The organism is Methanobacterium spitsbergense (assembly GCF_019931065.1).
Taxonomy (GTDB): Archaea; Methanobacteriota; Methanobacteria; order Methanobacteriales; family Methanobacteriaceae; genus Methanobacterium_B; species Methanobacterium_B spitsbergense.
On sequence record NZ_JAIOUQ010000003.1, the window covers coordinates 653,250 to 677,828 of the forward strand.

Genomic DNA, 24,579 nt, shown 5'->3' on the forward strand with positions numbered 1-24,579 from the left:
GTACTTATCGTTTATTAACAATACAAATATACATACATAACTCAAGAAAGTAGATACTAAAATTTTCAAGCTTACAAATAATTTTTAAACAAATAATAAACAATATTAAATATAAATTGGAGAGATAAGATGCATCGTTTTGATAAATTAACTTCATTTAAAGATTACATTCCACTTATAAGAGAAAATTCACACGGAAAAAATATAGGACTTCTTGTAGACGGTCCTAATATGCTTCGAAAAGAATTTGACTGCAATTTAGATACAGTAAGAGATTTAATTTCTGAACATGGTAATATCAAAGTTGGTAAAGTTTTTCTTAATCAATACGCTTCAGACAAGCTTATAGAGGCTGTTGTAAATCAGGGATTTTCACCAATGATCGTAGCAGGGGAAACAGATGTTCAACTTGCCGTTGAGGCGTTTGAACTTATACACAATCCTAATATTGATGTGATTGCCATTATGACTCGTGATGTGGATTTCTTCCCATTAATAAATGTTGCCAAAGAACACGGGAAAAAAACTATTGTAATTGGAGCAGAACCCGGATTCAGTGTAGCTTTAAAGAATTGTGCAGATAGTACAATTACTCTAAAAACACATCAACCACCAAGCGCAGCTTAATTTAATTCATTTTTCAATTCTTTTTTTTTAGTTACTTCATTATATTTTTTCGAAATTTACATTGTTATTTTTAAAGTAAAATCCTTATGTTGGATAAAAATTTTTATTATATAATGATGACATAAGTAAATTCTGGAGAGTTTGTTATGGAGATAGTAGAAAAAAGAATAGAAGAAACAAGAGTAGCTTATGCACAATTTAAAGGGAGTTATAGTAAAATTCCAGAGCATATGCAAGAAGTTGGTCAGTGGGTTATTGATGATGGTTTAGAAATGACTGGCATGGTATACGGTTCTTATTTCAACAGTCCTGATGAAGTTTCAGAGGATGAACTTGAATATGAAATAGGATTTTCATTTAAGGGAGATTTAAAGATTCAAGAAGGTAAATTGGGGTATAAAGAGATACCAGAACATTCAGTACTGGCAGCAGTACACAAAGGACCTTATACTAATGTAGGTCCTGTAATCCGTGCAATAGCAAAATATGCAGCAGAAAATGGGTATGATGTAGTAGGTCCAGTTACAGAGGTCTACCTCAACGATCCTAGTCAAGTTTCGCCTCAAGAGTTACTAACTGAAGTAAGATTTCCAGTGATTAAAATGGGTTAATATTCAGTTTACCTAAAATATTTTTTTTATCTTTCAATAGAAATGGAATAACTGAGAAACGATTTCAATGCAACCCCTAGAATAGATCCTCATATATCAGAAATTGATTTCAAATATGATACAATTCCATAATATGAATCTTTAATTTAAAAATTTAACAAGATTAAAAGATATTTGAAAATATTTGGCCTTCAACAAGAAGATTTGAAATTGCAGAAGAATTATTTGGAAAATTTCAAATATCTTTTGGTAAAAAACTGTGGAAACAGTTGAATATCAATTAAAAAGATTTGATATAGAATATTTCTCCATTAAAACAGATGAACTTAAATTATTATTGTAAGAAACATTTTTTGGGATAGTTAAAGTGTTTTTAATATGTGCTAAATAGGATTTTATAAATAATTATAAATTTCAATAATCTTAATTTTTATATAAATTAGAACAGAATATTTATAGATCAATAATTTATTCAGGGGGTCTTAATATGGAAATCAAACTGAAAAAAACTGAAGAAAAGCAAGTAGCATATATATTTTATACAGGACCCGTGGAGGATATGGGTGATTTAATTGGGGAGATAGTTGATTGGATGATGGCACAAAATGTTGAAATGACAGGTCCACCATATTCTGCTTATTACACAAGTCCAGCTGAAGTCGCACCTCAAGATATGCAATATGAAATGGGAGTTCCTTTTGCAGGACAAGCATCAGAAGCAGGAAAGGTAAAAATAAAAACCATGCCTGTTCAAAAAGTCATTTCTGCTATTCACAAAGGACCTTACAGTGAAGTTGGTCCCGTGTATGAAGTTTTAATGAACAAAGTTATTGAAGATGGATATCAAATGATTGGTGCACCCATTGAGATATACTTCAACAGCCCTATGGAAGTACCCGAATCTGATCTGTTAACAGAAATACAATTTCCTGTTGTTAAAATTTGATATTATAAATTTTATATTAAGTATATGCCAGCAATATTCATTTATTGTGGGTTAGATTTGGAAGTAATATTCACATGATCCAAGATTTTAATGATCAAAAATAGAAATTAGAAATCAATGATGGAAGTACATTTTACATTCAAGTTTTTCAGTTTGGCAGAATGTAATTATTTCTTCTTCAATTCTTTCCCAGAATATACTATCTTCAAAATAGATATCCTTATAATCTTGAATTATATCGGGGAATTCCGTTTTAAGCCACCTGTTAACAGAACCCCATATATTACCAACAATATTCAAATTTTCAAACATGAAATAATCAGCATAACTTCTAGTTTGACTAATTATCTCCTTCCAATTAGTAATAAATGGAATAATAGGGCTTACAAATACATAGCTTGTTATATGCTCTTCATGAATAGTTTTAAGGGCCTTTAATCTATTTTTAATAGATGATGCTCCAGGTTCGACTTTTTCCTGAATATCTTCCTCTAGGGTTGAGAATGAAAATCCTATCTCTTTATTTTCAAACTGTTTTATAAGGTCAAGATCTCTTATAACCAGATCAGATTTGGTAAGAATGATTAAATGAGGCTGATGAGGAATGAGCTTTTGCAATATTTTTCGTGTAACTTCATATTTCCTTTCAAGAGGAATGTATGGATCAGTTACTGAAGAAAGAAGGATTCGTTTACCAGTATACTTTGAAGATTTATAATCCTTCAATACGGGTATGAGAGCGGGAGCATTGATTTTAATATCTATAAAATCGCCCCAATTCTCTTTATGACCTGTAAAACGTTTCATAAATTTTGCATAACAATAAAAACATGAATGAATACACCCAATATATGGATTTATAACATAATCTGCAGAAGGAATTCCTGTTTTAGAAATTATTGATTTGGATATTATTTCTTGTATTTTCATAACAGCCCTATTAATATATCTGCAGAATTGATTATTCACATTTCATGGTACTTATTTACTATTTCAATGAAAGATTCCCCAATATAGTCCTTCTGTTCCTTACTGAAACCATAAATACTACACTTAAACCATTTTGTCTGGCCCCGTTTAATACCAACTATATTCCTTTTCTTAAGTTCTTCATAGAGGAAGAACCCTCTTCGTGGATGTTTACTTGCTATTTCGTCAAACACAGGTGTTTCAAAACGAACCAAATCATGTTCTGTTGGTTTCACTCCCAGCTGCACAACACCTTCAATTTTCTCCATTTGATCAACAAATTTCCTAGTGTCTTGGACTTCATTATCCCAATTTTTCAACCTTTCAATAACGAATGGTAATGAAGCCATAAGAGTTGCTACTGGTGCGCCACGACTAGTGCAACCCAACATTTCAAGTTCCTTCACAGCATGTCTTTTGGACTTTTTAAGTAGTATGTCTGCCCATTCCTCCTTCAAACCCAATACTCCAATTGGGCCCGAAGCAGCCATACTTTTGTGGCCGCTTCCAACTACAAAATCTGCGTTAAATGCCTTAGCATCAATTGGCAAACGTCCCATGGAATAAGCACAGTTTAAAAGTAGAGGAACTCCGGCATTATGTGCAATTTTACCTATTGAACTAGAATCTGTCAAGTTCCCATAATTACCATCCACATGTGTTAAAAGAACCAAGCTTACTTCTTCACCTTGGTCTGTTAGATCATCTAGAACTTCTTTGTAACCTTCAGGATTTATTTTATAATCTGGATATTCACTGTTAGGAACTTCAACGATGTTAAGTCCAGCCCTTTCAGCAGCAACATGAGTTGTATAATGAGCATTTCCATCAATGACTATGGTGTCGCCTGGCTTGCAAAGCGCATGCATAACTGCAAATTTGCCTTCGCGTGCCCCGTGAACTGTTCTTGCATGATCAGTGTTAATGAATGAGGCAAGATCATCAAGGAAACCTTTTATCTCTGGTTTTGATATTTCATCAAGTCTTCCCACACAGTAATCACATACACTATAACCATCAGAAAATTCATAAAGTGCCTTTCTTGCCGCGACAGGCAGTACTCCTCCTCTTTGAAGAGGATTTAAATTGAGGTTTTTCCTTTCTGTGTCTCTAGTAAGTCCATAATCTTGACATTCCATATAATTCACCTGCAAATTTTCATAAAATTATGTAGAATCTTCAAATCATATCAGATTTTTGATCACTATGTTATTTTTGTCTTTTTCTATTAATTATTATCGTGATAAAATTAGCTTATAAATTAAGAAAATAAAATTTTTTTCTAAATAATAAAATCAAATATCTAAATTTTTTTAGTAGTATTTAGATATGGAGCTTCCCTTATCAAATTTGTAAGTTTTTTTGATTCAATTTCTTCAGAATTTCGAATCTTCACATGACGCATTTTTTGCCCTGTTCCTTCTAACATTCCATCTGGATCTAAAAGTTCAATACCATTAGCAAACTCCAGGTTAACATGATCTTTGTGCACAACAATTGCATAAACCAATCCATTTTTTTCGTAGATTATATTATTCCATTTAATAACTTCATCTAAATCTAAATCCAATTTAAGAATCTTAGCCCTTAGATCTCTAACCAATATACTGATATCATCAGTAAATGGGGATAAATATTTATCCAAATCTATTCTTTTGTTTTCCATAAATTATAGCTCCTTAATTAAATGATTATACTTATCATCATCTATTGGAACCTCTCCAAATTTTAAGTAATTTGGTTGTTACAGGATTTATAATGTTTGATCTCTTTCCAAAAACAGTGAAATCACTGTTTAACACAGCTTCCCTAATATTATCAGATTCAGTTTTAACACCAGCATTTCCTATTTCATTTTCGAAATGGGCGTCACTACCCGCAATTATTTCAAGATCATTTTCTAAGGCATAATTTCTGGCCATATCATTGTAAATTTGACGTACACACCTTGAATTGAAAACTTCCATGCTATCAATAAATTTAACGTCTTGGGGATCAGGATGAAATGATGTGCTCCTTATGCCATCGAAGGGGTGCGGCAATATGACAATTCCATTTTGTGCCTTTATTTCCTCAACAACATCTAAAAAGCACGTTTTTTCTATTTCTTCTGTTAAAAAAATCCCTGTGACTTCTCCCCTATCAGTCAGAATTTCTGAACCCACTATAATCTCAATTTCGTTAGTAGCAAGTTTTTTAGCATTTAAACCTCCTTTTATGGTGTTATGATCTGTTACTGCAACTCCTGATAGTCCAGCTTTAGCTGCAACTTTCACAAGCATTTTTGGCTCCATATATCCATCAGAGGAATACTTAGTATGGGTGTGGAAGTCGTATTTCATATTAGTAATTTTTGGAACTCATTATATTTATTGGATATACTCATTTTAATGATAATCTTACAAGGTAACGAAAGGATCATAAACTTTAAAATCTTATCATTTACTATAATACCTTGGAGATTGTTTATGACTGGGAAAAAAACACCTATTAAAAGTCTTGATCAATTCTGGAAAATAGATGATGCTCAACTTAAAACACCAGAACATGATAAAATGTTGCTATGGCTCCTTAAAAAAGAAAATTTAAGGAAAATTATCGTTAAAAATAATCCTGAAGCAGAAAAATGGGATTGGGGGCATGTGAAGATACATGCAGAGGAGTATATAGTTTCAAACAGCGGATTTAGGGTTGGTGCTCCGGACATTATCTTTATAGTTCCACGATACATATGTCAAAATTGCAATTTCACCCATAAAAATACTGATAACTGTCCAAACTGTGACAGCAACGATATTGTAGACTATTCTCGTGATCATCAACAACACTATTCAAGATATTTCATTGAAATAAAACCTAAAATAGAGAACTTTGGAGCTACATTAAGACAGCTTAAACTTTATATTTCCTATGGATTCGAGGAAAGAGCCTATATTTTCACGAAGGATTTAAGATTCAAGGAAGAATTTGAAGAACAAGGTATAAAAGTTATAATCCCTCTGGAAATGCAGTCTAAACTGGATTAGTATTTTATCAAGATATTTCATATTTAGAAAAGGGGAATATTGGATTTTATCCAATTATACCAATATTCTTATTTGTTCTAGCAATGGATTTTTCAGAATTTGTTTCCATTTCTAGCATTGCTCTTATTGCATCAACATTTTCAGGTACAACATCTGATTCCTGGTGTATTGCTTGCATATAATACAATTCGTTGTCTACAATGTTTAGCGATTCTCTCCAAACTGCTATCTCAAACAAATCCCCTCTAGGTCTTCCAAGATCCTTTGCATATTCCATTATTTCTGCTGTTGAGCCAAGACCCCTTGAAGCATCCACCAGAATAACCCTCGGAGTTTTTTCAAAGGTTTCAACTACATCATCTATACTCACATCAGATTCAAGTTCAACCATTAGGTTATGTTGATGCATAAGTGTTGTCGGAACAAGTATTGCCATTGTTGTAATGTTAAGTCCATACATGACAGTTTGAACATCAGGACCATGGTGTGATGGTACAGTTGGGGGATTTGGAACTATTGAGTTGATTGGTCCTTTTTTAACTTGACCAGGATCAGCACCTCGTCTTACCATAACAGCTCTAACTTTTTTAATGCCTCCTAGTTCTTTTATTGGATTTAATGTTCTACAAAGGCCTGTAGTGTTGCAGGAAACTACTCTTACATAGTCTGCTCCAAGTGCATCATTGAAGTTTGAGAATGAATTGAAGGATTTTCCTATCTGGTCATGTTTTTCTCCACCTTGGAAAATACCTTTCACACCCATCTTTTCATAAATCTCCTTATTTTTTGCACCTACTCCTCCAGGAGTACAGTCAACCATAATATCTATTTTATCATATAACTCGTCAATTGTGCCTTTAACAGGAATTTCTGCTTCTTCAAAGAGGTTTTCTCTGTCAGGGGCACTCATATAAATATCATAACCTAATTCAACAGCCCTTTTAGCTTCAAAGTTTGGAGTTCGCTTTGTGACTCCTGCGATTTTCATGTCATCTTGAGCAGCTACTGCATCTGCAACTCTTTTACCTATGGTACCATATCCGTTTATTCCAACAGCTTTCATAATTGACCTCCATTATGGAATTTTAAAAGTTATTCCTGCTATAAATGAACTTTACAAATATATTCAAATTCTTTGAGATTTTTAATAATGTTAACTTCTTTAGAAGGGGTTTGACATAAAATACTATTTCTTAAAAACAATTTATATTATTCATTGTATTATAAATTTTATGATTTAATTCCAGTTTCTATTTATTATGACATCAAAAGAAAATTAATAAAATTAATTTAATTTGTTCAATTTATTGGCTTGAAAAATATGTATTTTTGGAACATATAAAAAAATTTAAGTAGTTTAACTTTTACATTATAAATGATATAATATGAAAATGAATTAGTTATTGTTTAGAATTACTTCGAAAATTTCGATTTTTTCTATTCATTTACCAACAGACATGGTTTTAAAAAGGTGATAAAACATGATAGTTGATAATCTAGATAAAATTTTAGGATTATTTGGGTTGATGATTGGAATTGAATTGATTGCAATAGTTATTTTCACTGTTTCAATATTATACATCCGTAATCCTGTAGCTGCAGGATTAATTGGGAATATTTCAAGTCTCACCATGACTCTTGGAATTATTGGATATGCAATAAACAGAGATAGAAAATAATTCTATAGGATAATTACTTGAATAAATATTGATTTCTATTTAGGTTTTAAGAAAAATCTAAAAAAAATAATTTATGAATCTAAAAAAATGAAATAGCTTTATAATCCTAATTGCCCTTTTTAATTTCATCATCACATTCAGGACACAAATATTCTTTTACTTTGCCTTCTTTTTTGATATTTGCGATCTTTTCTTTTTCCAGTTTGTACCATTTATCGCATCTTCCACATTTCACGGTCTCTTGTTCAGCCATTGTATCACCATATTAATAATAGATTTTGACACATATTAATTTTTTTAATTTAAGTCAGTAGTGAATTTAAAACATTTAAGCGGTTTTTATATAATTTTTAAATTATCAATAACTTTTTATCTACGAATATGTGAATTTAATGCCCATCAGAAGCTGCTTTCTTACTTAATAAATTAATAATAAGTCTTGCTTAATTTGGATGATACAATATTCACCAATAAATTCCCATTTAAAAACTATTATTTTCTTGTTTTTAAAATTATCAACGCTCCTTGCTTAAAAAGATTGTTAATAACATATTTTTGGTATAGATTTGGGTATAAATCTGGAATACTTACTTAAATATAGTTTCATCAACACTGTTCTAAGGAATTGTGGAGGTAATAATGAAATTTAGGAATCTCATAGTAAAAAATATTTTTCGAAATAAATTTAGAAGTATTCTAGCAATAATTGGAATTGCAATAGGTGTGGCTGCTGTAGTAGAATTTGGTCTTGTAACAGATAATCTTAGTTCATCTGCACAAAATGCACTTACAGCGGGTGCAGCAGACTTTTCAGTTATTAATGGAACTAGTGGTGAAGGTGGCGGACCACCAGCCGGTGGAAATGATCAGTTGATCAATCAAACTTCAATTGGTGATATCCAACAAGTATCGGGTGTAGCTAATACAGCTGGAGTTTTACAAACAATGATCAATCTAAACACATCTGATACAAATAATAGTGGAGATAACAGGGGTAACGGCGTATCAGGAGGTAATTTTAGATCAATGACCACATTGATCAGTATTAACAATGATTCTATAAGCATGGATAATTTAGCAATAACAAACGGCACTGTATTTTCCAATTCAATGAAGTTATATTGGGTCAAAATGCTGCTCAAAGTTTAAATAAAACAACAGGCGACACTATTTCCATTTCTAATCAAACTTTCAAAATAGTTGGAATTTATGAAACTGGTAACTTCCAAGAAGATAGGGGAATTGTTATGTCGTTAAGTGAGCTTCAAAATATCACTGGTGAGACTGGGCAGGTTTCATTGATTTTGGTTAAAGCAAAGAATGGAACTGATGCCACTACATTGGCAAAAACAATTCAGCAAAATTATCCTGGATTAACAACATCAACATCACTTTCAGGACATGATAGGATGAATAACGGTCTTGAAGTTATCAATTCTGGTGCATGGGCAGTATCATTACTTGCCATTCTTGTTGGGGGAATTGTTGTTATTGTCACTATGATGAAAGCAGGGTGAAAGAACCAGAGAAATTGGAGTTTTACAGGCTATAGGGTGGACACAACAAAGAATATTGGTCATGATAATTGGTGAATCATTGGTTATATCATTGATAGCTATTGTTGTTGGTTTGGCTGTAGGTATGGGGATTGTAGAACTCATATCCACTATGCATATTATGAGAGGAATTGTTCCATCATTTTCAACATTACTATTACTAAAGGGTGTTGGAGTTGCATTATTCCTTGGTATAGTGGGAGGAATCTATCCTGCATACAGAGCAAGCAGGTTATCACCAACGGAGGCATTACGCTATGAATGATGAGAATATTATTGAAATAAAAGATCTCAAAAAAACTTATGAAAATGGGTTGATCAAAGCATTAAATGGTATAGATCTTGAAATAAAAAAAGGAGAAAGTGTATCAATTATTGGACCATCAGGATCTGGTAAGTCAACACTTCTCAATATGATCGGGGCGTTGGACAGAGCTGATGATGGTAATATTTATGTGGCTGGTATCGATCTGAAGCAGGAAAAAGACCTTAGTAAGTTTAGATTAAATGAAATTGGATTTGTTTTCCAATTGCATAATTTAATACCTAATCTCACAGTCCTTGAAAATGTTCAAATGCCATTAATTGAAACTAATATTCCGGATAAAGAAATGGAAGAAAGAGCTTGGAAATTTTAAGATCAGTCAATTTAATTGACAAGATCAATCAAAAGCCAACAAAACTTTCTGGAGGTGAAAGACAACGTGTAGCCATAGCAAGAGCATTAGTTAACCATCCATCTATTATTTTAGCCGATGAACCTACAGGAGCTTTAGATTCAAAAACACAAGAAATCATAATAAATTTGCTATTAAATATACACAAAAAAGAGAATGTAACGTTGATTATGGTAACACATCAAGAATACATAGCAAAAAAAGCTGAAAGAAGTATATATATGCTTGATGGAAAAATTGAAGAGGTTCCATAGTATCTCTGATTTAATCAGAGTTGTTGAAGATTCTACTTTTATCCCATATTTCTTTTGGATACTCAATGGGAAAAGCAAATAAACTATTTCGAAGAATTCAAAGATTTGGGTGTAATTATGGAAAAAGTATTTACTGTTTTGTTTCAACTTTAAAATTATACAAAGTATAATTTAGATACTAAAAAAATCTAATGAGAAAGTTAAAAAGAATATCATATTTTTAAGATGTACTATTATCATCTATACTCCTTTTTATTAGTTCATCATTACTTAATCCCCTTAAAGGGGTGTGATGATTAAATCAACTATAAATTTGGATAATTTCCATAGATGTTATATAAAGTATATTCTTAGGGTATGAAACTGCTCTTAATGGTTTAAAAACCCATGATTGTTTGGTGATACCCATGAAGAAAATACTTTGGTGGCTTATTGCCGGTACAAAGGGAGGTATTAATAGGGCAAGGATAATACATAACATCCAAAAAAGGCCTTATAACGCCAATCAGCTGGCTGAAAAATTAGAATTGGATTATAAAACTGTAAGACATCATATAAAAGTTTTAGAAGATAACAATGTTATAACATCATCTGGTGAAAAATATGGAACAAAGTATTTTCTTTCGTCTACAATGGAAGAAAATTATGAACTTTTCCAGGAAATATGGAATGAAATAAAGGAAGATTAGAAGGTGATCATGTGTTAGATAATCATATGTTCAATAATCAAGTGTTTAATAACTTAGACCCAATTAATGGAACTCTTGGAGAAAATAGACCAGAAAGGAACCCATTTGATGATCCTATTTTGGCTCTTGTTGCTGCCATTGTATGTGCAGCTAACATTGGATTGCTCTTAATATTGTTATTCACATATATTACAAGTTATAAAAAACTAAAATCCCAGTTCACATTGGGTTTGGTTATATTTGCATCACTCTTAATAGTACAAAACATAATATTCATGCTTTTCTTATTAATAAGAGAAGGGTTTCATGGTCCCGGAATGGGCTTCCCCGTACTTAGTATGAGTATAATTGAATTTGGTGCTCTCTTAGTTCTTTTGAAGACCACATGGGTTTAACACCATTTAAATTCAGAACCAAATTATTTTGAATAACGAAAATTTATTGCACAAATAATAAGAGTTTAATCGATTGTAACGAGATTATAAAGAAAAGATTGAATATAAAAAAAATAGTTAAATATTTTAAAAAATAAAAATAAGGTTGAATTTATCAACCTTTTTCAACCATTAATGGTTGTTTTACATCGCATCAAGTTTTTCTGGTAAATATGTGTCAACTACATATTCCAGCCCATATTTCGAGAAAGACTGCTGTTCTGCTTTTTTACCGATCTTTAGCATTTTCTTGATCTCTACCTTCCAGAAATCATCCCTGTACCTTGGATCCTTGTAAAGTTCTTTGAGCCTTAAAACATCTATGTCCTTCAATGGGTCTGTTGGTAAGTCATAGTTTATAATGTCTGAAGCCGTAACTCCCAGAAACTTTGCATTGGGTGTTGCAAGCTCGTGGTTTACATGTGCGAGTTTTGCACTTCCAGATATGATAACCATAGCAATATGGAATCCCCATGGATCTCCATCGTTACAGATGTAAACTGGAAGTCCAAGTTCTTCATTAACTCTTTTAAGAAATCTACGTGTCGCACGTGCAGCCTGTCCTTTGAGTCCAACAATAAGTGTATCGAATTTTTTATATGCGTTTTCTTGAACCATCCTGTGGAACATACCCATGGTTTCAACAGCTATTACTCTTTGGACATTGTGATCAACTAGTTCAACCTCATCAATGGTTGGTGAAATTGTGTAACCTGATTTACCCATTCTCAGGGCGTTTATTTCTACATCGTCATCTTTAACTGTAATGTCTCCATAGACTGATGCACCATCTTCTTCAGGCATTAGTCCAAGATCTTCACGTGATATACCTAATGTTACCTCAAGATCTTCTCCAACTATGTTAGATTCCTGCTGGTCTCCAAAGTCTATGTCCCATCCCTCTGAAACATAATACATTTCCCTTAAAGTTGCTGTTTTCCCTGTTTGAACAAGACCCTTACAAAAATTAGCCATGTAAACCATTTGGCCGATTTTCTTGATCTGTTTAACATTTCCTAGAGATCTCTGCCCAAAACGATCTCCAAGTACGTAGTAGCGTTTTTCATCGTCGTAAACTATATTGGAAGTACCTCTTGAGGGTACTTGTATTGATGGGACATTCATAGCATTAACGTCTTCAATTATTTTATCTCCAAGACTTTGGAGTTTATTTACAGCCAAATCTCTTCTGTTTAAGGCAAGTTCTTTTCTATTCATCATCCTTTTCGCCTACTATATCTTCATCGGCTAATTCGCCTAAATCTACTTCAATTTCATCTAATATTTTTGGCCTTCTAGTTACCTTGGCCAGAATTTCCTTGTATTCTGGAACATCTTTCCCAGCAAGTATTGCAGCTTCTCTCATTATTACAGGTACATATGTTTCAAATATCTTTGAACGCATTTCCTCATCTTTTGCTGCCCTTTTAGCGTTAATATATTTTTGAAGACTCCTTGCTATTTTCATAGTGGCTTGTCTAACTTCGTGGAGTATTTCCTCTTCGGGAGCAACACTCTGTTTACCTGTTGAAAGATATGGAACGTTTGTTGAAACTATGTTAACAAATACAGTAATTGGTGCATTTTCTAGATCCCGTATACCATACCGTTTCCAATCTATGCTTTTAAGTGCTTCTGTTATTGCACAGCTTCCCTGATCAAAGCTCAATGGAACTCTGTTTGCAAACCTCATAATTTCTGCACGGTTTTGTTCACCAACTATTCGTCCAGAATCTCCTCCATAGGATATACCTGCTTCTATTACGAATGAAACTCCACCACGATAAGTTTTGGGTTTTCTTGTTGTGGTTGCAACAAATTCAGGGTTTAAAATTTCTCTTATACCCTTCTCAATTTGTTCTTTTCCAATTGGGATCAAACCGGATGTTGGAGGTGCCATAAAGTCCATCTGGGCAAATAGTTCAACAATTCTTTCGGCTTCTTCCCATTTCATATCTTTAGGACGTTTGTTAAGGTCTATCTTGGTTATTTCTTGTATTTCATTGACCCTCTTGGTCGACATCCTTGACAGTGAACTGGTTAATAAACTCCTGAATCTACGTTTATCAGTGTGTTTTGCCATGAATATTAGGTCATCTGCTGTAACACCTCTTGGATGGGGCAAAACTTCCTTGGGGAGAGGAGGTATAACGTCTGTAGCTCGTTCAAATATATATTTGTGTCCTGTTGGATCACGGAAGGTGATTTTTGCATGTGGATTTGCTATCATACTTCTTCTGATATATTCATATGCTCCTTGTTCACTAAGGGAATATGAAACATCTTTGAACTGTAGTTCTATTGCCACACCAGTTGAATCTACTTCTACAGGACGTTTATCCAGTATAAGTCCTTTGTTGGTTTTGACATCCATTTTAAATGTCATCTCAACTCCCTGGAGTTTTTCACCTTTTTTATATCCCGATATTACTCTGGCAGGTTTTCCTGTTGTCATCTGGGATAATAATACACATCCACTGCATCCTAGCCCTTGTTGACCTCTGGATTGAATGTTCCTGAATTTAGAACCAGCAAACATTGTACAGTAAACTTTAGTTATGAAATCTTCAGGGATTCCTGGCCCATTATCCATGTGTTTAAGAATATAATGGTCTTTATCAACTCTCTTAAGGTCTATGGATATTTCTGGCTGTATTCCTGCCTCTTCTGCAGCGTCGAGGCTGTTGGTTATCAGCTCATGAAAAACCATTGTGAGGGACCTTATTTTTCCAGAGAATCCCAGCATTTGTTTGTTCCTTCTGAAAAATTCAGATGCTGTAAGTTCCTTAAATTCTTCAAAAAGTTCTGATGCTTCTCTCTCCAAACTTAGCCTCCTTTAAATGCGATTTTTTGCATCAATAATTTATAAATCTATAAATATCATGTATTTATTTATTTTTAGAATATTACTCTTCTAATAATTTTAGAAATGTTTTATTCTAGGTCAGTTTCATCTTTTGCAATTCTATGGAACTGTTTTATCTTCATATCACGGGTTTTTTTCTCGAGGAATGCATAGACAGTTTTATGTCTAACACCGCTTAAAATCATTTCAACTGCTTCTTTTGCAATATGTATCTGTTCCATGTCTCCAATTATTGCAACTGTTTTTCCGTAGATTGAAATATCAACACCAGTCATATCAGTTATTATATCTTTGGTACGACCTTCTTTACCTATTATCCTAGCTTTCTGCCTTAATACTGCTTTCTTGTTTTTTCCAACATAGTCTGGAAGGTTTATTATCTCGAGAATTGTTTCATCGCCCATGAGTTTAACTGCTATTTCAGGGTTGAATCCCCTGCCTATAGCTTTTACTATGTAACGAGCTTTCCACACTGATAATGGGTCTTCTGTTTCTTCTGTAGGTGATATTGCAACGGTTCCAGCTTCGCTGTCTATTGTAATTTTTGTTTTTGTTAAATTTTCAATTTCGTCCTTTGTAATGCCGTTTTTCCCAATAACAACCCCTACTCTTTCACGGGGAATTTTGAGGTATTCTGTGTTTGGCATGATTTCACCTCAATTTATATAAATAATATTCATATCCTTTTTAATATACTTTTCTATCCTCATAAATCCATAATTTTACTTTTAATCTGATCCTTAGATATCTGGAGTCCCATTTTTTTGAAATCTCTATATAAGTTGTCTATATCTCTTTTTAAAAGCTCCCTTGATATTGGATGGTCAACCATAACACCCTGGGATATGTCGATTATAACAGGTTCACCATCATCTATTAAGATATTGTAACCTGATAAGTCACCATGAACTAATTTAGCATCTTTATAAAGTATTTTAACATATTCCAATATTTTATTTGCAACATATTCAGGATCTGATATTTTGGATTGTCTCATAAGTTGTGCTGGATTTCCAATATCGTCTCCTATGAATTCCATGACCAAAACATTATTTTTTGCGATTATTGGTCTTGGTACTCTAACACCCACTTCTTGAGCTCTTGTTAAATTCCTTAATTCCTTTGTAACCCATGTATTAATAAGCTGGCGTTTGTTAGAAGTTCTTACATTGAATCTAGGGTCTCCCTGAATATAATACTGCATTTTCTTAAAATCAGATGTTCCTACCCTATATATTTTAACAGCAACAAAGTTTCCATCGTCGTCAATTCCTTTGAAGACATTCGCCTCTTTTCCAGTACTTATGGCGCCCTGTAACTTGTTTATGTGGCCCATTTTTGCAAGTTTGTAGAGTGTTTCAAGTGTAAGTCTATCAAAAACTTCACTTCCAACTCTTCTGTCTTCATCACCCTTTAAACGTTTCTCTGACAAGAGTTTTCTCAAATCATTATCAGCTTTGGATACTTTAGAGCACATGAAATTTTTCACCAGTTATAAAAGAGCCTAAATTATTTATTAATATCATAAGTAATTAAAGAACAATATTTAAAAATCATTTAAATCAAATTTAAAGCTTAAAAAGCTTAAAATAGTATGATTTATTAAACAGTCAGAATAATCATTTCATTAAATTCTAACCATTTTTTTAAATTTATTTTAGATAATGTTAATTTTAATTAGAGTTTCAAGTAGCCCCTTCTTTCAAGCCAGTTAGCTTCTGTTCGAGTGTATCTCCATATAACATCTGCTTTTTCATCGCTCTGGAAGTCCCATGGCTTTATTAAAACCACATCTCCTTCTCTTATCCAGATTCTTTTTTTCATTTTACCTGGAATTCTTGAAAGTCTTGTTTTACCATCTGCACATCGTACTTTGAGTTTTCCATGGCCGAGTATCTGCTCGACAACGCCTGGTATTTCACCTCTCCTTGGTGATCTTACTCTCCTCATTTCTTGTGGGCCTTGATTTTGTCCTCTTCTCAAATACTCTCCTCCTTAACTTAAAGCAGTTCATGATCGTCAATGAAATTTTATAAATATGTTTAGCAATAGTTTAAAAACCATCTTTAAGAGTTATAAATTTTAATATATATTTTCATTGATCATTTAATCTTCCTATTTATATAGTGTTTTGGGGTATATAAAAAAGCGCATTTATCATTGATCTGGTATATCTCAAAAACATTTTCTCACATTTGATTCATAACCTGCAAACTAAATTCTTACATTTAACAATCCATCAAATATTGTTAGAATTTCATCTCATAATCAGAAACTCTTTGATCCACTTCAATATTTTTTCCTGATTTTTCAAAAGAATCAACTGTTATCTGAAGTAAAATCAAATAAAATTTCATATTCATGTTCTAACAGTTCAAGTGAGTCATGATCATTATTTTACAGTATGAATCTTCTTGTATTGGGGGATTATCTCTAACAATTTTTTGATAAATCTCAAATATGTTCCAGTTGGTCTTAGAATTTTTGAATTAGTGTATAGGAAAAACTATAAGATCTTCATCTTTCTTGAATACTCCTAAATTATAGAATATGCTTTCATCCTCAGACGTTGAACGAATATAAGATCACATTTACAACACCCTCCTTTCAATAAAAATACTATGTATTGGGTATACTATGACAGTTGAGTAATAGTATACGAAAAGTAATGATTCATAAGTAACTATAAAATGTATCAATAAATATACAATATCTGAAAGATCATTTGAAATCATCAAATAAGAATCGAAAAATCGAATGTGGTAACATGGGACAAGAATTTTTAAATATAATGGATCCTGAAGATGTAAAAAAAATTATAGATGATATTCCTACGAATAAACGGGTAGAAAAGATATTACTTGGAGACTCTCTCAACAGAGTTATTGCTGAGGATGTGCGTGCAACTATAAATCTCCCACCTTTTAGAAGGACTTCAATGGATGGATATGCTGTAATAGCAGAGGATACTTTTAATGCTTCTGAAGATTATCCAGTTAGTTTAAAACTTATTGAAGTAATAGGTGCAGGAGATGTTCCTGAAAAAAAACTGAGAAGTGGATTTTGTACCGAGGTTTCAACAGGAGCACCTTTACCATCAGGCACCACAGGGGTGGTGATGGTAGAATTTACCGAGAGTAACAATGCGGAGATACTTATCTACGAAAGTGCTGCAATTGGCCAGAATATAACAAAAGAAGGTTCAGATGTAAAAGAAGGAGAACTACTACTTCCAAGGGACACTAGGATAACTCCTGATAAAATAGGAGTTTTAAGTGCAATTGGAATGAAAACAGTGACAGTTTATCAGCAACCCCGGGTAGCAATCATATCTACTGGAAACGAGATAATAAATCCCAATGATAAGTTGACCTATGGTAAAATTTATGATATAAATTCCATGACAATTTCAAGTGCTGTTAAGGCATGTGGTTGTATTCCAGTACATACAGATATAGTTGAAGATGATTACAGCGCTTTAAAAAATAAGATAAATGAATTTAAATATGTTGATTTAATATTAACATCAGGTGGGACATCTGCAGGCACTGGGGATGTATTAAGGGAAGTACTGGATGATCTGGGCGAAGTTATTGTCCATGGTGTGGCAGTTAAACCAGGTAAGCCAACAATAATTGGCAGATTAAAAAATGATGAAGGTTTAAAATATTTATTTGGTCTTCCAGGAAACCCAGTTGCTGCATTAATGGTTTTTCGTGTTTTCTTTGCACCATTTTTAATGAAAATGGCATCCATAAGTACATTAACCCATTCAAATAATAATGTTCAGACACTTAAACTTTCTCGTAGATATCGTCCTGCCAGAGGAAGACTTCACTATGTATTGGTGAAAATTGAAGGAATAAATGCAATTCCAATTTTAAAAGATTCTGGTGCAATATCTTCTCTTGCAGAAGCTGATGGTTTTATAAAAATACCAAAAAATATAGAAATACTTGAAAAAGGAGACTCAGTCCAAGTTTTCCAACTAGTTGATTTTTAACATTTATATTCTATTTTACTGATTTAACAATAATAGATCATATCTCAAAAAGATCTCCTAGAACAACTTTTTTATTTGTTTGCACAAGTTTTGGAATTTTTCCAAGGGTTCCAGCTGACTCTCCAACAACAACAAGCACGCCCTGCATGAATTTTCTGAAATCTTCAGCCCTTTCAAGAGATTTCTGAACTGCATCATGATCCTTCTTACCAAGTGCATTGTTTGCAATAGAAGTTGCAAGTGCATCTGCAATACTTGCTTCGTCTGCGAAAACAGTGACAGAATCTGACCGTCCAAAGCTTATTGAATGTCCCACAGTACCTGAGGACGTGCATACTCCCATTGGTGTTTTTCCAAACTTAATTTTAAATCCAAGCTCTCCTGAAAGAGAAGATTCACCTGCATAAAGCCCTACAACCACATCTTGATCAGTTTGCAGTGCCACATCTCCCCCATTGTCAACTATCACATATTTGGCTCCATTCTCAATCATAAAGCCCATTGAAAGTTGGGATATGGTCCCTGCAACAGCTGCCATTGGCCCAACCTCACCCCTTCTTCCTGCACGGGCCATTAAACTTACTATGAGGGGAGGTTCACCATTATTTTTTTTCTCAACAATAACCGGTTCAAAACTGTTTAAAAAATCAGGATTTTCCCTAATATAACTCTTGAGTTCAAATCGTTGTTTAAGGATAAAATTTGGAAGCTCATGTTTCATAAGATCTGTTTTAAGTACCAGATCGGTTTCTCCAATTTTTATTCGTTCCCTAGTTATTCTGTTAACTATCATTGAACTTAATCTGTTTAATACTACATAAAATATTTAGATGATCAATAAGAGAACTAGTGTTGATGAACATGACAGATAGTAATAGAAGAGATTCACATCCCGTAGAAAGGGTTTTATTTGAAACCAAACCCAGATTCATTGCAAATATGAAATCTGCAATATTTAAATTTATCATTGTATTGGTGTTGTTGTATTTTTTTACTACAATAATACAGTATGCTGCCCTTGTTCAAGGTCGTGTTGGAAATCTTGTAAACATACCATTTGTAGAAGGAACCACTTCCATTCTAATTATCATCATTTTATTGATGATACTATGGATACTGTGGAATATTCTGTATTGGAGATCAAAAATTTATACAATCACCAGTAAGAGAGTAATGATAAAAACAGGCATCATTAGGAAAAAAAGTGTTTACATGCATTATGATAAAATTCAAGATATAATTGTATCCCAAAGCCTTATAGAAAGGATTTCTTATTCTGGTGATATTGAAGTATTTGGTGGTCACGATAGAACCAGTTTGATCTTAGTAGACATACCAAATCCTGGCGAAATAGAAAATATGATAAACAGGATGATAGATGGAGATGATCTGGAATTTGAAACTTATAAACCCAAAAAGCCAGAGCAAAAATCCAAAAAAAGAGAATCGGTAATGGAAGAGTATGATAAAAAGTTCAAACTCTAAACTAATTATTTTTAATCTGAAAATTCTATTAAATTATAATTTTTCGAATAAATAAGGAGAATGTCATGGAATATATAAAATCAATTTTTTTCTTTGTGCTTGCTGGTCTGTTCGAGATTGGAGGATGATACCTGATTTGGCTTAGTTTAAGAGATGGAAGGGGATGGGAATTTGCAGTTATAGGTGCAGTTGTCTTGGTGCTTTATGGAATTATTTCCAACATTCCAACCCGCAAACTTCGGCAGGGTTTATGCAGCATATGGAGGAATATTCATTTAATGGCATTATTATGGGGTTGGCAAATAGACAAAATAATACCTGATAGATTTGAGATAATCGGCGCATCGGTGGCTCTCATAGGGGTATTCATAATTATGTACTGGCCAAGGGGATAATATTCCATTTAATAGATCCAACAAGAATTAGTCAAGTAATCGATTTAATGAATTATAGGATCTTATTCAATCAATTAAAATTTATTCGGTGAAATCCAATAAATATTGTGCATTAATAAATTTTAAATTAATTATTTCAACAAAAATTTTTACATAAATAGACCATACATCATATTAAATATAAACAAATTCTTTATTGAATATGAAACATATCATTAGTTGGTAATTTTCCAGAACTATGATCATCTCATCATAATAAATTATGCTAAGAAAATTTTTTTAGGAAATAACTTTCTAATTCTAAAAGAAGTTCTAGATCTAAATTATTGTTAAATTAATTATATCAATAAAATTACAAAAAAATTGAAAAAACTTACTAAAATTTAATTGGGTAATCTAATGAATAAATTTGACGTAATAGTTGTTGGTGCAGGGCCTGTAGGCTCAACATTTGCCAGATATATTGCAAATGAAGGTTTTAAAGTAGTAATGTTAGAGAGGAAACGAGAAGTTGGTGTTCCCCTCCAGTGTGCAGGACTTTTAGGCAAAAAAATAAAGGATATTAATATCCTTCCAGACGAATACATCTTAAACGAGGTTTACGGCGCATATTTACATTCACCTTCAGATATTATATTAAAAGTTGGCCGAAAAGATCCAGAGGCATATGTAATCGATAGAGTAGGTTATGACAAATTTTTAGTAGAACAAGCAGTTGATGCAGGAGCAGAGCTTCTTTTAAACCATAGGGTAAAAGGTTTGGATGTAAAGACAGGAGAAGTTTGTGTTGGAAACAATTCTGATAAGATATTCCAAGGTGAAGTGATTGTTGGAGCTGATGGACATGCATCCCGAGTATCTGATGAATTCAACCCAAAATCAAAATCGGTAATGGCAGCGCAATATCTTTTAGACATGAAAAAAGATGTTTTTGATATAGATAATGTCAATCTTAACGTTAATTCAAATATATCTCCCGGATTTTTATGGATGATCCCGATTTCTAAATCAATGGCGAGAATAGGACTCTTTGCAAATAAAGATTATAATGGACTCAATGAAGTTTTAAAAGATTTTATTAATCATGATACATGTTATAAAAATGCTTCAATTTTAAAGAAGTATCAAGGATTCATACCGGTTTATAACTCTAAAAAGAAAATTGTAAAAGACAGAGCTATACTCTTGGGTGATGCAGCATCACAAGTAAAACCCACTACTGGTGGAGGCCTTATAATTGGATTTGAATGTGCTAAAATGGCAGCAAATACTGTTTCAAGGGCACTTCAAATGGAAGATATTAAAATTCTCAATGAATATGAATATGAATATAAAAAACGTTTTAAAAATGAGTTAAAAGTTCAAATAGAAGTTCAAAAGATTTTTGAATCACTTACAAATGAAGATCTTGACAAGATGTTTTTAAAACTTAAAGAAGGAAATGCAGAGGCTTTAATATCTGAATATGGGGATATGGACACCCAATCCACTCTTATAAAAGAAATGATAAAAAATAGGCTTCTGTTTTCCATTTTACCCAAATTGTTAACTCGGAGGATAGGAAGTTTATGGAAATAGTTTTAATATTGTCGCAGGAACATCAAACATTACCAAAAGCAGAGGTTGAAGCTGTTTTAAATGCTGAAAGTATACCATTCAGCTTTGAAAATCAGTACGAAGGTGTTTTGATTCTCAATGTACCAGATGAATATTCAAAATCTCTTAAGACCTTTGGTAAAAGGCTTTCATATACTCATGAAGTTTGTAAACTTTTAATAGAAACAGATAAAGTTCATTTAAACTCTGAAATTCAGACATATCCATGGAAAGATATCATAATAAAAGATTTTGCTGTTAGAGTAAAGCGAATGGATAAAGATGATAAGTTTGATACAACCGATGTTGAATGGGAGATAGGCGGCTTAATAAATAACAATATAGAAGGGGCCAAAGTAAATCTAAAAGATCCATCAAGCTTTTTGCGACTTATATACATTAATGGAAAGATTTTTGTAACTGAAAGACTATTTAAAATAGAAAAGAAGCATTTTTATAATCTTAAACCGCATAAAAGGCCTTTTTTTTATCCTGGATCTATGAGTCCAAAACTTGCAAGATGCATGGTTAATCTTACAGGAGTAAAGAAGGGAGACTTAGTTCTCGATCCATTCTGTGGAACAGGAGGAATTCTCTTAGAAGCAGGAATTATGGGTGCAAAGGTTATTGGTGTAGATATAGATGAAAAAATGGTGAATGGAACAATTAAAAATCTTAATTATTGTGGTGTAAAAGATTATCAGGTTTTTCAAGGTGATGCGAGGAAAATATGTTTGCATAATAAAGTTAAAGCTATTGCAACTGATCCTCCGTACGGTATTTCAGCATCAACTGGCGGTGAAGAAAGTCAAAATCTTTATGCCGAAGCTCTTGTTACAATGGCGGAAATACTCACAGATACAGGGAGGCTATGCATGGCAACACCTCACTACATGGATATAGAAGAGCTTATACAAGGTACAAACTTTGAAATAATAGAACAACACCATATAAGAATGCACAAAAGTTTAACTCGTGTTATATCTATCCTTAAAAAATCACTGAAAGAGGAAAGATAATCAAGACTTAGATCAAATTTGTTTATATAAATTAAAATTTTGTATTGAGCAAATTTTATAAATTATTTTATTAGATTCTTAAAGGCCATCTAGAATTGTAATTTAATTAAAATTTATTAACATTAAGCAATCTTTAAAACTTTGTTTAAGATTAAAGTGGAGGGGGACCCTTGAAAGCTAGAATATTTGACACAACACTTAGAGATGGAGAGCAAACTCCGGGAGTTTCTTTAACTCCGGATCAGAAGCTTAGGATAGCAATCAAGCTTGATGAGTTAGGGGTTAATGTTATAGAGGCAGGTTCCGCCATTACATCGGTGGGGGAAAGGGAAGGAATTAAAAAAATAGTTTCTGAAGATCTTTCAGCTGAAATATGCAGTTTTGCAAGGGCAGTTAAAGTTGATGTAGATGCAGCTCTAGAATGTGGAGTTGAAAGTGTTCATTTGGTTGTTCCAACATCTGATTTACATATAGAACATAAATTAAGGAAAACTCGAGAAGAAGTAAAAAGAACAGCAATTGAAGCTGCAGAATATGCTGTTGATCATGGTTTACTCGTTGAACTTTCAGCAGAAGATGCAACTCGAAGTGATTACAAATTTCTTAAACAAGTTCTAAGTGAAGGAATAGATGCTGGAGCTAAAAGAGTTTGTGCCTGTGACACAGTAGGAATGCTCACACCAGAAAGATCTTATGAATTTTACAAGGGTTTAACAGAATTAGGAGTGCCAGTTAGTGTTCATTGTCATAATGATTTTGGATTAGCCGTTGCAAATACTCTATCAGGACTTCGGGCCGGTGCAAGTCAGGCTCATGTAACAGTAAATGGAATTGGTGAAAGAGCTGGAAATGCTTCTCTTGAGGAGGTTGTAGTTTCCCTGAATTCTCTTTACAATATTAAAACAGATATTAATTTTAAAATGCTCTATGAAATGTCAAAAACAGTGGCAAGGATGACAGGAATATATCTTCAGCCAAACAAGGCCATAGTGGGTGAGAATGCATTTGCACACGAATCAGGAATACATGCAGATGGTGTTATTAAAAAGGCAGAAACATATGAACCAATAACTCCGGAGCTTGTTGGTCACAGACGAAGATTTGTTATGGGTAAACATGTGGGTTCTCATATTATCCGAAAGAGAATAAAAGAGATGGGATTAAGGGTAGATGATGTTAGATTTGAACAAATATTCGCAAGAATAAAAGCCCTTGGAGATATGGGAAAATGTGTAACAGATGTTGATCTTCAAGCAATTGCAGAAGATGCACTTGGAGTTCTAGCAGAAAAGCCAGTAGAACTTGAAGAGTTAACCATAGTCTCTGGAAACAAGGTCACCCCAACTGCATCGGTAAAAATCAATGTTGATGGTGTGGAAAAGGTTGAAGCTGGTGTTGGTGTTGGTCCGGTGGATGCAGCAATTGTTGCAGTTAGGAAAAGTGTAAAAGACATTGCAGACATACAGCTTGAAGAATATCATGTTGATGCCATAACAGGGGGAACTGATGCTCTGATTGATGTTGTTGTCAAACTCAAAAATGGTGATAATATAGTTAGCGCAAGAAGTACTCAGCCAGATATTATAATGGCCAGTGTAGAAGCAGTTTTAGGTGGAGTTAACAAAATAGTCAGCGATAAAATGATCAGAGAATCTGAAAATAAGGAATAATCTATTTTAATCAAACTATGATTATTATTCCTTTCCCGGTTTAGAACATAAAATCGCTGTTTATTCTAGATCAGCAT

General features: G+C 33.0%; 27 protein-coding genes and 2 pseudogenes. 17 read left to right on the top strand and 12 right to left on the bottom strand.

What is annotated here, in order from left to right:
• Positions 1-129: 129 nt before the first annotated feature.
• From K8N75_RS04515 to K8N75_RS04525, 3 genes are all read left to right on the top strand, one after another.
• A complete protein-coding gene (locus tag K8N75_RS04515; protein ID WP_048189793.1) occupies positions 130-627 on the top strand; it encodes a TIGR00288 family NYN domain-containing protein in 498 nt (165 codons plus the stop codon).
• A gap of 146 nt (positions 628-773) precedes the next feature.
• Positions 774-1,238 (top strand): GyrI-like domain-containing protein, encoded by a 465-nt coding sequence (locus K8N75_RS04520; protein WP_223790907.1) that lies wholly within the window; start codon positions 774-776, stop codon positions 1,236-1,238.
• A gap of 487 nt (positions 1,239-1,725) precedes the next feature.
• On the top strand, positions 1,726-2,184 hold the full coding sequence (locus tag K8N75_RS04525) for a GyrI-like domain-containing protein (RefSeq protein WP_223790908.1): 459 nt from the start codon (positions 1,726-1,728) through the stop codon (positions 2,182-2,184).
• Positions 2,185-2,298: 114 nt separating this feature from the next.
• On the opposite strand, the gene K8N75_RS04530 is transcribed toward K8N75_RS04525, so the two are convergent.
• The 4 genes from K8N75_RS04530 to K8N75_RS04545 all read right to left on the bottom strand — a co-directional run bounded on the left by K8N75_RS04530 (position 2,299) and on the right by K8N75_RS04545 (position 5,495).
• The gene (locus K8N75_RS04530) at positions 2,299-3,114 is read right to left on the bottom strand and encodes a spore photoproduct lyase family protein (protein WP_223790909.1); all 816 of its coding nucleotides are present in this window, start codon (positions 3,112-3,114) and stop codon (positions 2,299-2,301) included.
• Between the two features lie 35 nt (positions 3,115-3,149).
• The gene (pscS, locus tag K8N75_RS04535; RefSeq protein WP_223790910.1) at positions 3,150-4,292 is read right to left on the bottom strand and encodes an O-phospho-L-seryl-tRNA:Cys-tRNA synthase; all 1,143 of its coding nucleotides are present in this window, start codon (positions 4,290-4,292) and stop codon (positions 3,150-3,152) included.
• A gap of 164 nt (positions 4,293-4,456) precedes the next feature.
• Complete coding sequence (locus K8N75_RS04540; RefSeq protein WP_223790911.1) at positions 4,457-4,819, bottom strand: DUF1801 domain-containing protein; 363 nt, start codon at positions 4,817-4,819, stop codon at positions 4,457-4,459.
• A gap of 37 nt (positions 4,820-4,856) precedes the next feature.
• Positions 4,857-5,495 carry a PHP domain-containing protein gene (locus K8N75_RS04545; protein WP_223790912.1) on the bottom strand — a complete coding sequence of 213 codons (639 nt, stop codon included), beginning with the start codon at positions 5,493-5,495 and terminating at the stop codon, positions 4,857-4,859.
• 126 nt (positions 5,496-5,621) lie between these two features.
• Between K8N75_RS04545 and K8N75_RS04550 the strand changes: the two genes are divergently transcribed.
• The gene (locus K8N75_RS04550) at positions 5,622-6,179 is read left to right on the top strand and encodes a hypothetical protein (RefSeq protein ID WP_223790913.1); all 558 of its coding nucleotides are present in this window, start codon (positions 5,622-5,624) and stop codon (positions 6,177-6,179) included.
• 46 nt (positions 6,180-6,225) lie between these two features.
• Here K8N75_RS04550 and K8N75_RS04555 read toward each other — a convergent pair whose 3' ends face one another.
• Entirely contained in the window at positions 6,226-7,242 is a 1,017-nt protein-coding gene (locus K8N75_RS04555; RefSeq protein ID WP_223790914.1) for a phosphorylating glyceraldehyde-3-phosphate dehydrogenase, read from the bottom strand.
• A gap of 418 nt (positions 7,243-7,660) precedes the next feature.
• Here K8N75_RS04555 and K8N75_RS04560 point away from each other — a divergent pair, with 418 nt between their 5' ends.
• Positions 7,661-7,858, top strand: coding sequence for a hypothetical protein (locus K8N75_RS04560; protein WP_223790915.1), 198 nt, complete (start codon positions 7,661-7,663; stop codon positions 7,856-7,858).
• A 106-nt stretch (positions 7,859-7,964) separates the two neighbouring features.
• Here K8N75_RS04560 and K8N75_RS04565 read toward each other — a convergent pair whose 3' ends face one another.
• Entirely contained in the window at positions 7,965-8,111 is a 147-nt protein-coding gene (locus tag K8N75_RS04565) for a DUF2197 domain-containing protein (RefSeq protein WP_223790916.1), read from the bottom strand.
• Positions 8,112-8,497: 386 nt separating this feature from the next.
• Between K8N75_RS04565 and K8N75_RS04570 the strand changes: the two genes are divergently transcribed.
• The 6 genes and pseudogenes from K8N75_RS04570 to K8N75_RS04595 all read left to right on the top strand — a co-directional run bounded on the left by K8N75_RS04570 (position 8,498) and on the right by K8N75_RS04595 (position 11,429).
• A complete protein-coding gene (locus tag K8N75_RS04570) occupies positions 8,498-9,007 on the top strand; it encodes an ABC transporter permease (protein ID WP_223790917.1) in 510 nt (169 codons plus the stop codon).
• Complete coding sequence (locus K8N75_RS04575) at positions 8,980-9,375, top strand: ABC transporter permease (RefSeq protein ID WP_223790918.1); 396 nt, start codon at positions 8,980-8,982, stop codon at positions 9,373-9,375. The genes K8N75_RS04570 and K8N75_RS04575 overlap by 28 nt, the downstream gene beginning before the upstream one ends.
• A gap of 10 nt (positions 9,376-9,385) precedes the next feature.
• A pseudogene (locus K8N75_RS04580) lies at positions 9,386-9,679 on the top strand (ABC transporter permease); the annotation flags it as partial.
• A pseudogene (locus K8N75_RS04585) lies at positions 9,672-10,345 on the top strand (ABC transporter ATP-binding protein). The pseudogenes K8N75_RS04580 and K8N75_RS04585, both read left to right, overlap by 8 nt.
• 407 nt (positions 10,346-10,752) lie before the next feature.
• Entirely contained in the window at positions 10,753-11,034 is a 282-nt protein-coding gene (locus K8N75_RS04590; RefSeq protein WP_223790919.1) for a winged helix-turn-helix domain-containing protein, read from the top strand.
• Positions 11,035-11,045: 11 nt separating this feature from the next.
• Positions 11,046-11,429: a DUF8036 family membrane protein gene (locus K8N75_RS04595; protein WP_223790920.1), complete on the top strand. Its 384-nt coding sequence runs from the start codon at positions 11,046-11,048 to the stop codon at positions 11,427-11,429.
• Between the two features lie 183 nt (positions 11,430-11,612).
• Here the strand turns inward: K8N75_RS04595 and K8N75_RS04600 are convergent, their stop codons facing one another.
• From K8N75_RS04600 to eif1A, 5 genes are all read right to left on the bottom strand, one after another.
• Positions 11,613-12,689 (bottom strand): DNA topoisomerase IV subunit A, encoded by a 1,077-nt coding sequence (locus K8N75_RS04600; RefSeq protein WP_223790921.1) that lies wholly within the window; start codon positions 12,687-12,689, stop codon positions 11,613-11,615.
• Positions 12,679-14,292, bottom strand: a complete 1,614-nt coding sequence (gene top6B / locus K8N75_RS04605) for a DNA topoisomerase VI subunit B (RefSeq protein WP_223790922.1) — start codon at positions 14,290-14,292, stop codon at positions 12,679-12,681. The genes K8N75_RS04600 and top6B overlap by 11 nt, the downstream gene beginning before the upstream one ends.
• Before the next feature lie 110 nt (positions 14,293-14,402).
• Entirely contained in the window at positions 14,403-14,981 is a 579-nt protein-coding gene (locus K8N75_RS04610; protein ID WP_048189804.1) for a KH domain-containing protein, read from the bottom strand.
• Positions 14,982-15,040: 59 nt separating this feature from the next.
• Positions 15,041-15,811 (bottom strand): serine protein kinase RIO, encoded by a 771-nt coding sequence (locus K8N75_RS04615; protein ID WP_048189805.1) that lies wholly within the window; start codon positions 15,809-15,811, stop codon positions 15,041-15,043.
• Positions 15,812-16,011: 200 nt separating this feature from the next.
• Positions 16,012-16,317: a translation initiation factor eIF-1A gene (gene eif1A, locus K8N75_RS04620; RefSeq protein WP_048189806.1), complete on the bottom strand. Its 306-nt coding sequence runs from the start codon at positions 16,315-16,317 to the stop codon at positions 16,012-16,014.
• Between the two features lie 784 nt (positions 16,318-17,101).
• On the opposite strand from eif1A, the gene K8N75_RS04625 reads away from it, so the two are divergent.
• A complete protein-coding gene (locus tag K8N75_RS04625) occupies positions 17,102-18,337 on the top strand; it encodes a molybdopterin-binding protein (RefSeq protein WP_223790923.1) in 1,236 nt (411 codons plus the stop codon).
• A gap of 37 nt (positions 18,338-18,374) precedes the next feature.
• On the opposite strand, the gene K8N75_RS04630 is transcribed toward K8N75_RS04625, so the two are convergent.
• On the bottom strand, positions 18,375-19,130 hold the full coding sequence (locus tag K8N75_RS04630) for a UPF0280 family protein (protein WP_223790924.1): 756 nt from the start codon (positions 19,128-19,130) through the stop codon (positions 18,375-18,377).
• Between the two features lie 68 nt (positions 19,131-19,198).
• On the opposite strand from K8N75_RS04630, the gene K8N75_RS04635 reads away from it, so the two are divergent.
• The 5 genes from K8N75_RS04635 to K8N75_RS04655 all read left to right on the top strand — a co-directional run bounded on the left by K8N75_RS04635 (position 19,199) and on the right by K8N75_RS04655 (position 24,502).
• Entirely contained in the window at positions 19,199-19,822 is a 624-nt protein-coding gene (locus K8N75_RS04635) for a PH domain-containing protein (protein ID WP_223790925.1), read from the top strand.
• 204 nt (positions 19,823-20,026) lie between these two features.
• Entirely contained in the window at positions 20,027-20,101 is a 75-nt protein-coding gene (locus tag K8N75_RS04640; protein WP_223790979.1) for a hypothetical protein, read from the top strand.
• Positions 20,102-20,616: 515 nt separating this feature from the next.
• Complete coding sequence (locus tag K8N75_RS04645; protein ID WP_223790926.1) at positions 20,617-21,795, top strand: geranylgeranyl reductase family protein; 1,179 nt, start codon at positions 20,617-20,619, stop codon at positions 21,793-21,795.
• Complete coding sequence (locus tag K8N75_RS04650) at positions 21,786-22,832, top strand: TIGR01177 family methyltransferase (RefSeq protein ID WP_223790927.1); 1,047 nt, start codon at positions 21,786-21,788, stop codon at positions 22,830-22,832. Before K8N75_RS04645 ends, K8N75_RS04650 begins: the two co-directional genes overlap by 10 nt.
• 170 nt (positions 22,833-23,002) lie before the next feature.
• The gene (locus K8N75_RS04655) at positions 23,003-24,502 is read left to right on the top strand and encodes a (R)-citramalate synthase (protein ID WP_223790928.1); all 1,500 of its coding nucleotides are present in this window, start codon (positions 23,003-23,005) and stop codon (positions 24,500-24,502) included.
• Positions 24,503-24,579: the final 77 nt, after the last annotated feature.

Excerpts from the sequence above, each read along its gene's own strand:
- K8N75_RS04515 (WP_048189793.1), top strand. The coding sequence starts at position 130 with ATGCATCGTTTTGATAAATTAACTTCATTTAAAGATTACATTCCACTT.
- K8N75_RS04520 (WP_223790907.1), top strand. The coding sequence starts at position 774 with ATGGAGATAGTAGAAAAAAGAATAGAAGAAACAAGAGTAGCTTATGCA.
- K8N75_RS04525 (WP_223790908.1), top strand. The coding sequence starts at position 1,726 with ATGGAAATCAAACTGAAAAAAACTGAAGAAAAGCAAGTAGCATATATA.
- K8N75_RS04530 (WP_223790909.1), bottom strand. The coding sequence starts at position 3,114 with ATGAAAATACAAGAAATAATATCCAAATCAATAATTTCTAAAACAGGA.
- pscS (WP_223790910.1), bottom strand. The coding sequence starts at position 4,292 with ATGGAATGTCAAGATTATGGACTTACTAGAGACACAGAAAGGAAAAAC.
- K8N75_RS04540 (WP_223790911.1), bottom strand. The coding sequence starts at position 4,819 with ATGGAAAACAAAAGAATAGATTTGGATAAATATTTATCCCCATTTACT.
- K8N75_RS04545 (WP_223790912.1), bottom strand. The coding sequence starts at position 5,495 with ATGAAATACGACTTCCACACCCATACTAAGTATTCCTCTGATGGATAT.
- K8N75_RS04550 (WP_223790913.1), top strand. The coding sequence starts at position 5,622 with ATGACTGGGAAAAAAACACCTATTAAAAGTCTTGATCAATTCTGGAAA.
- K8N75_RS04555 (WP_223790914.1), bottom strand. The coding sequence starts at position 7,242 with ATGAAAGCTGTTGGAATAAACGGATATGGTACCATAGGTAAAAGAGTT.
- K8N75_RS04560 (WP_223790915.1), top strand. The coding sequence starts at position 7,661 with ATGATAGTTGATAATCTAGATAAAATTTTAGGATTATTTGGGTTGATG.
- K8N75_RS04565 (WP_223790916.1), bottom strand. The coding sequence starts at position 8,111 with ATGGCTGAACAAGAGACCGTGAAATGTGGAAGATGCGATAAATGGTAC.
- K8N75_RS04570 (WP_223790917.1), top strand. The coding sequence starts at position 8,498 with ATGAAATTTAGGAATCTCATAGTAAAAAATATTTTTCGAAATAAATTT.
- K8N75_RS04590 (WP_223790919.1), top strand. The coding sequence starts at position 10,753 with ATGAAGAAAATACTTTGGTGGCTTATTGCCGGTACAAAGGGAGGTATT.
- K8N75_RS04600 (WP_223790921.1), bottom strand. The coding sequence starts at position 12,689 with ATGATGAATAGAAAAGAACTTGCCTTAAACAGAAGAGATTTGGCTGTA.
- K8N75_RS04610 (WP_048189804.1), bottom strand. The coding sequence starts at position 14,981 with ATGCCAAACACAGAATACCTCAAAATTCCCCGTGAAAGAGTAGGGGTT.
- K8N75_RS04615 (WP_048189805.1), bottom strand. The coding sequence starts at position 15,811 with ATGTGCTCTAAAGTATCCAAAGCTGATAATGATTTGAGAAAACTCTTG.
- K8N75_RS04625 (WP_223790923.1), top strand. The coding sequence starts at position 17,102 with ATGGGACAAGAATTTTTAAATATAATGGATCCTGAAGATGTAAAAAAA.
- K8N75_RS04630 (WP_223790924.1), bottom strand. The coding sequence starts at position 19,130 with ATGATAGTTAACAGAATAACTAGGGAACGAATAAAAATTGGAGAAACC.
- K8N75_RS04635 (WP_223790925.1), top strand. The coding sequence starts at position 19,199 with ATGACAGATAGTAATAGAAGAGATTCACATCCCGTAGAAAGGGTTTTA.
- K8N75_RS04645 (WP_223790926.1), top strand. The coding sequence starts at position 20,617 with ATGAATAAATTTGACGTAATAGTTGTTGGTGCAGGGCCTGTAGGCTCA.
- K8N75_RS04650 (WP_223790927.1), top strand. The coding sequence starts at position 21,786 with ATGGAAATAGTTTTAATATTGTCGCAGGAACATCAAACATTACCAAAA.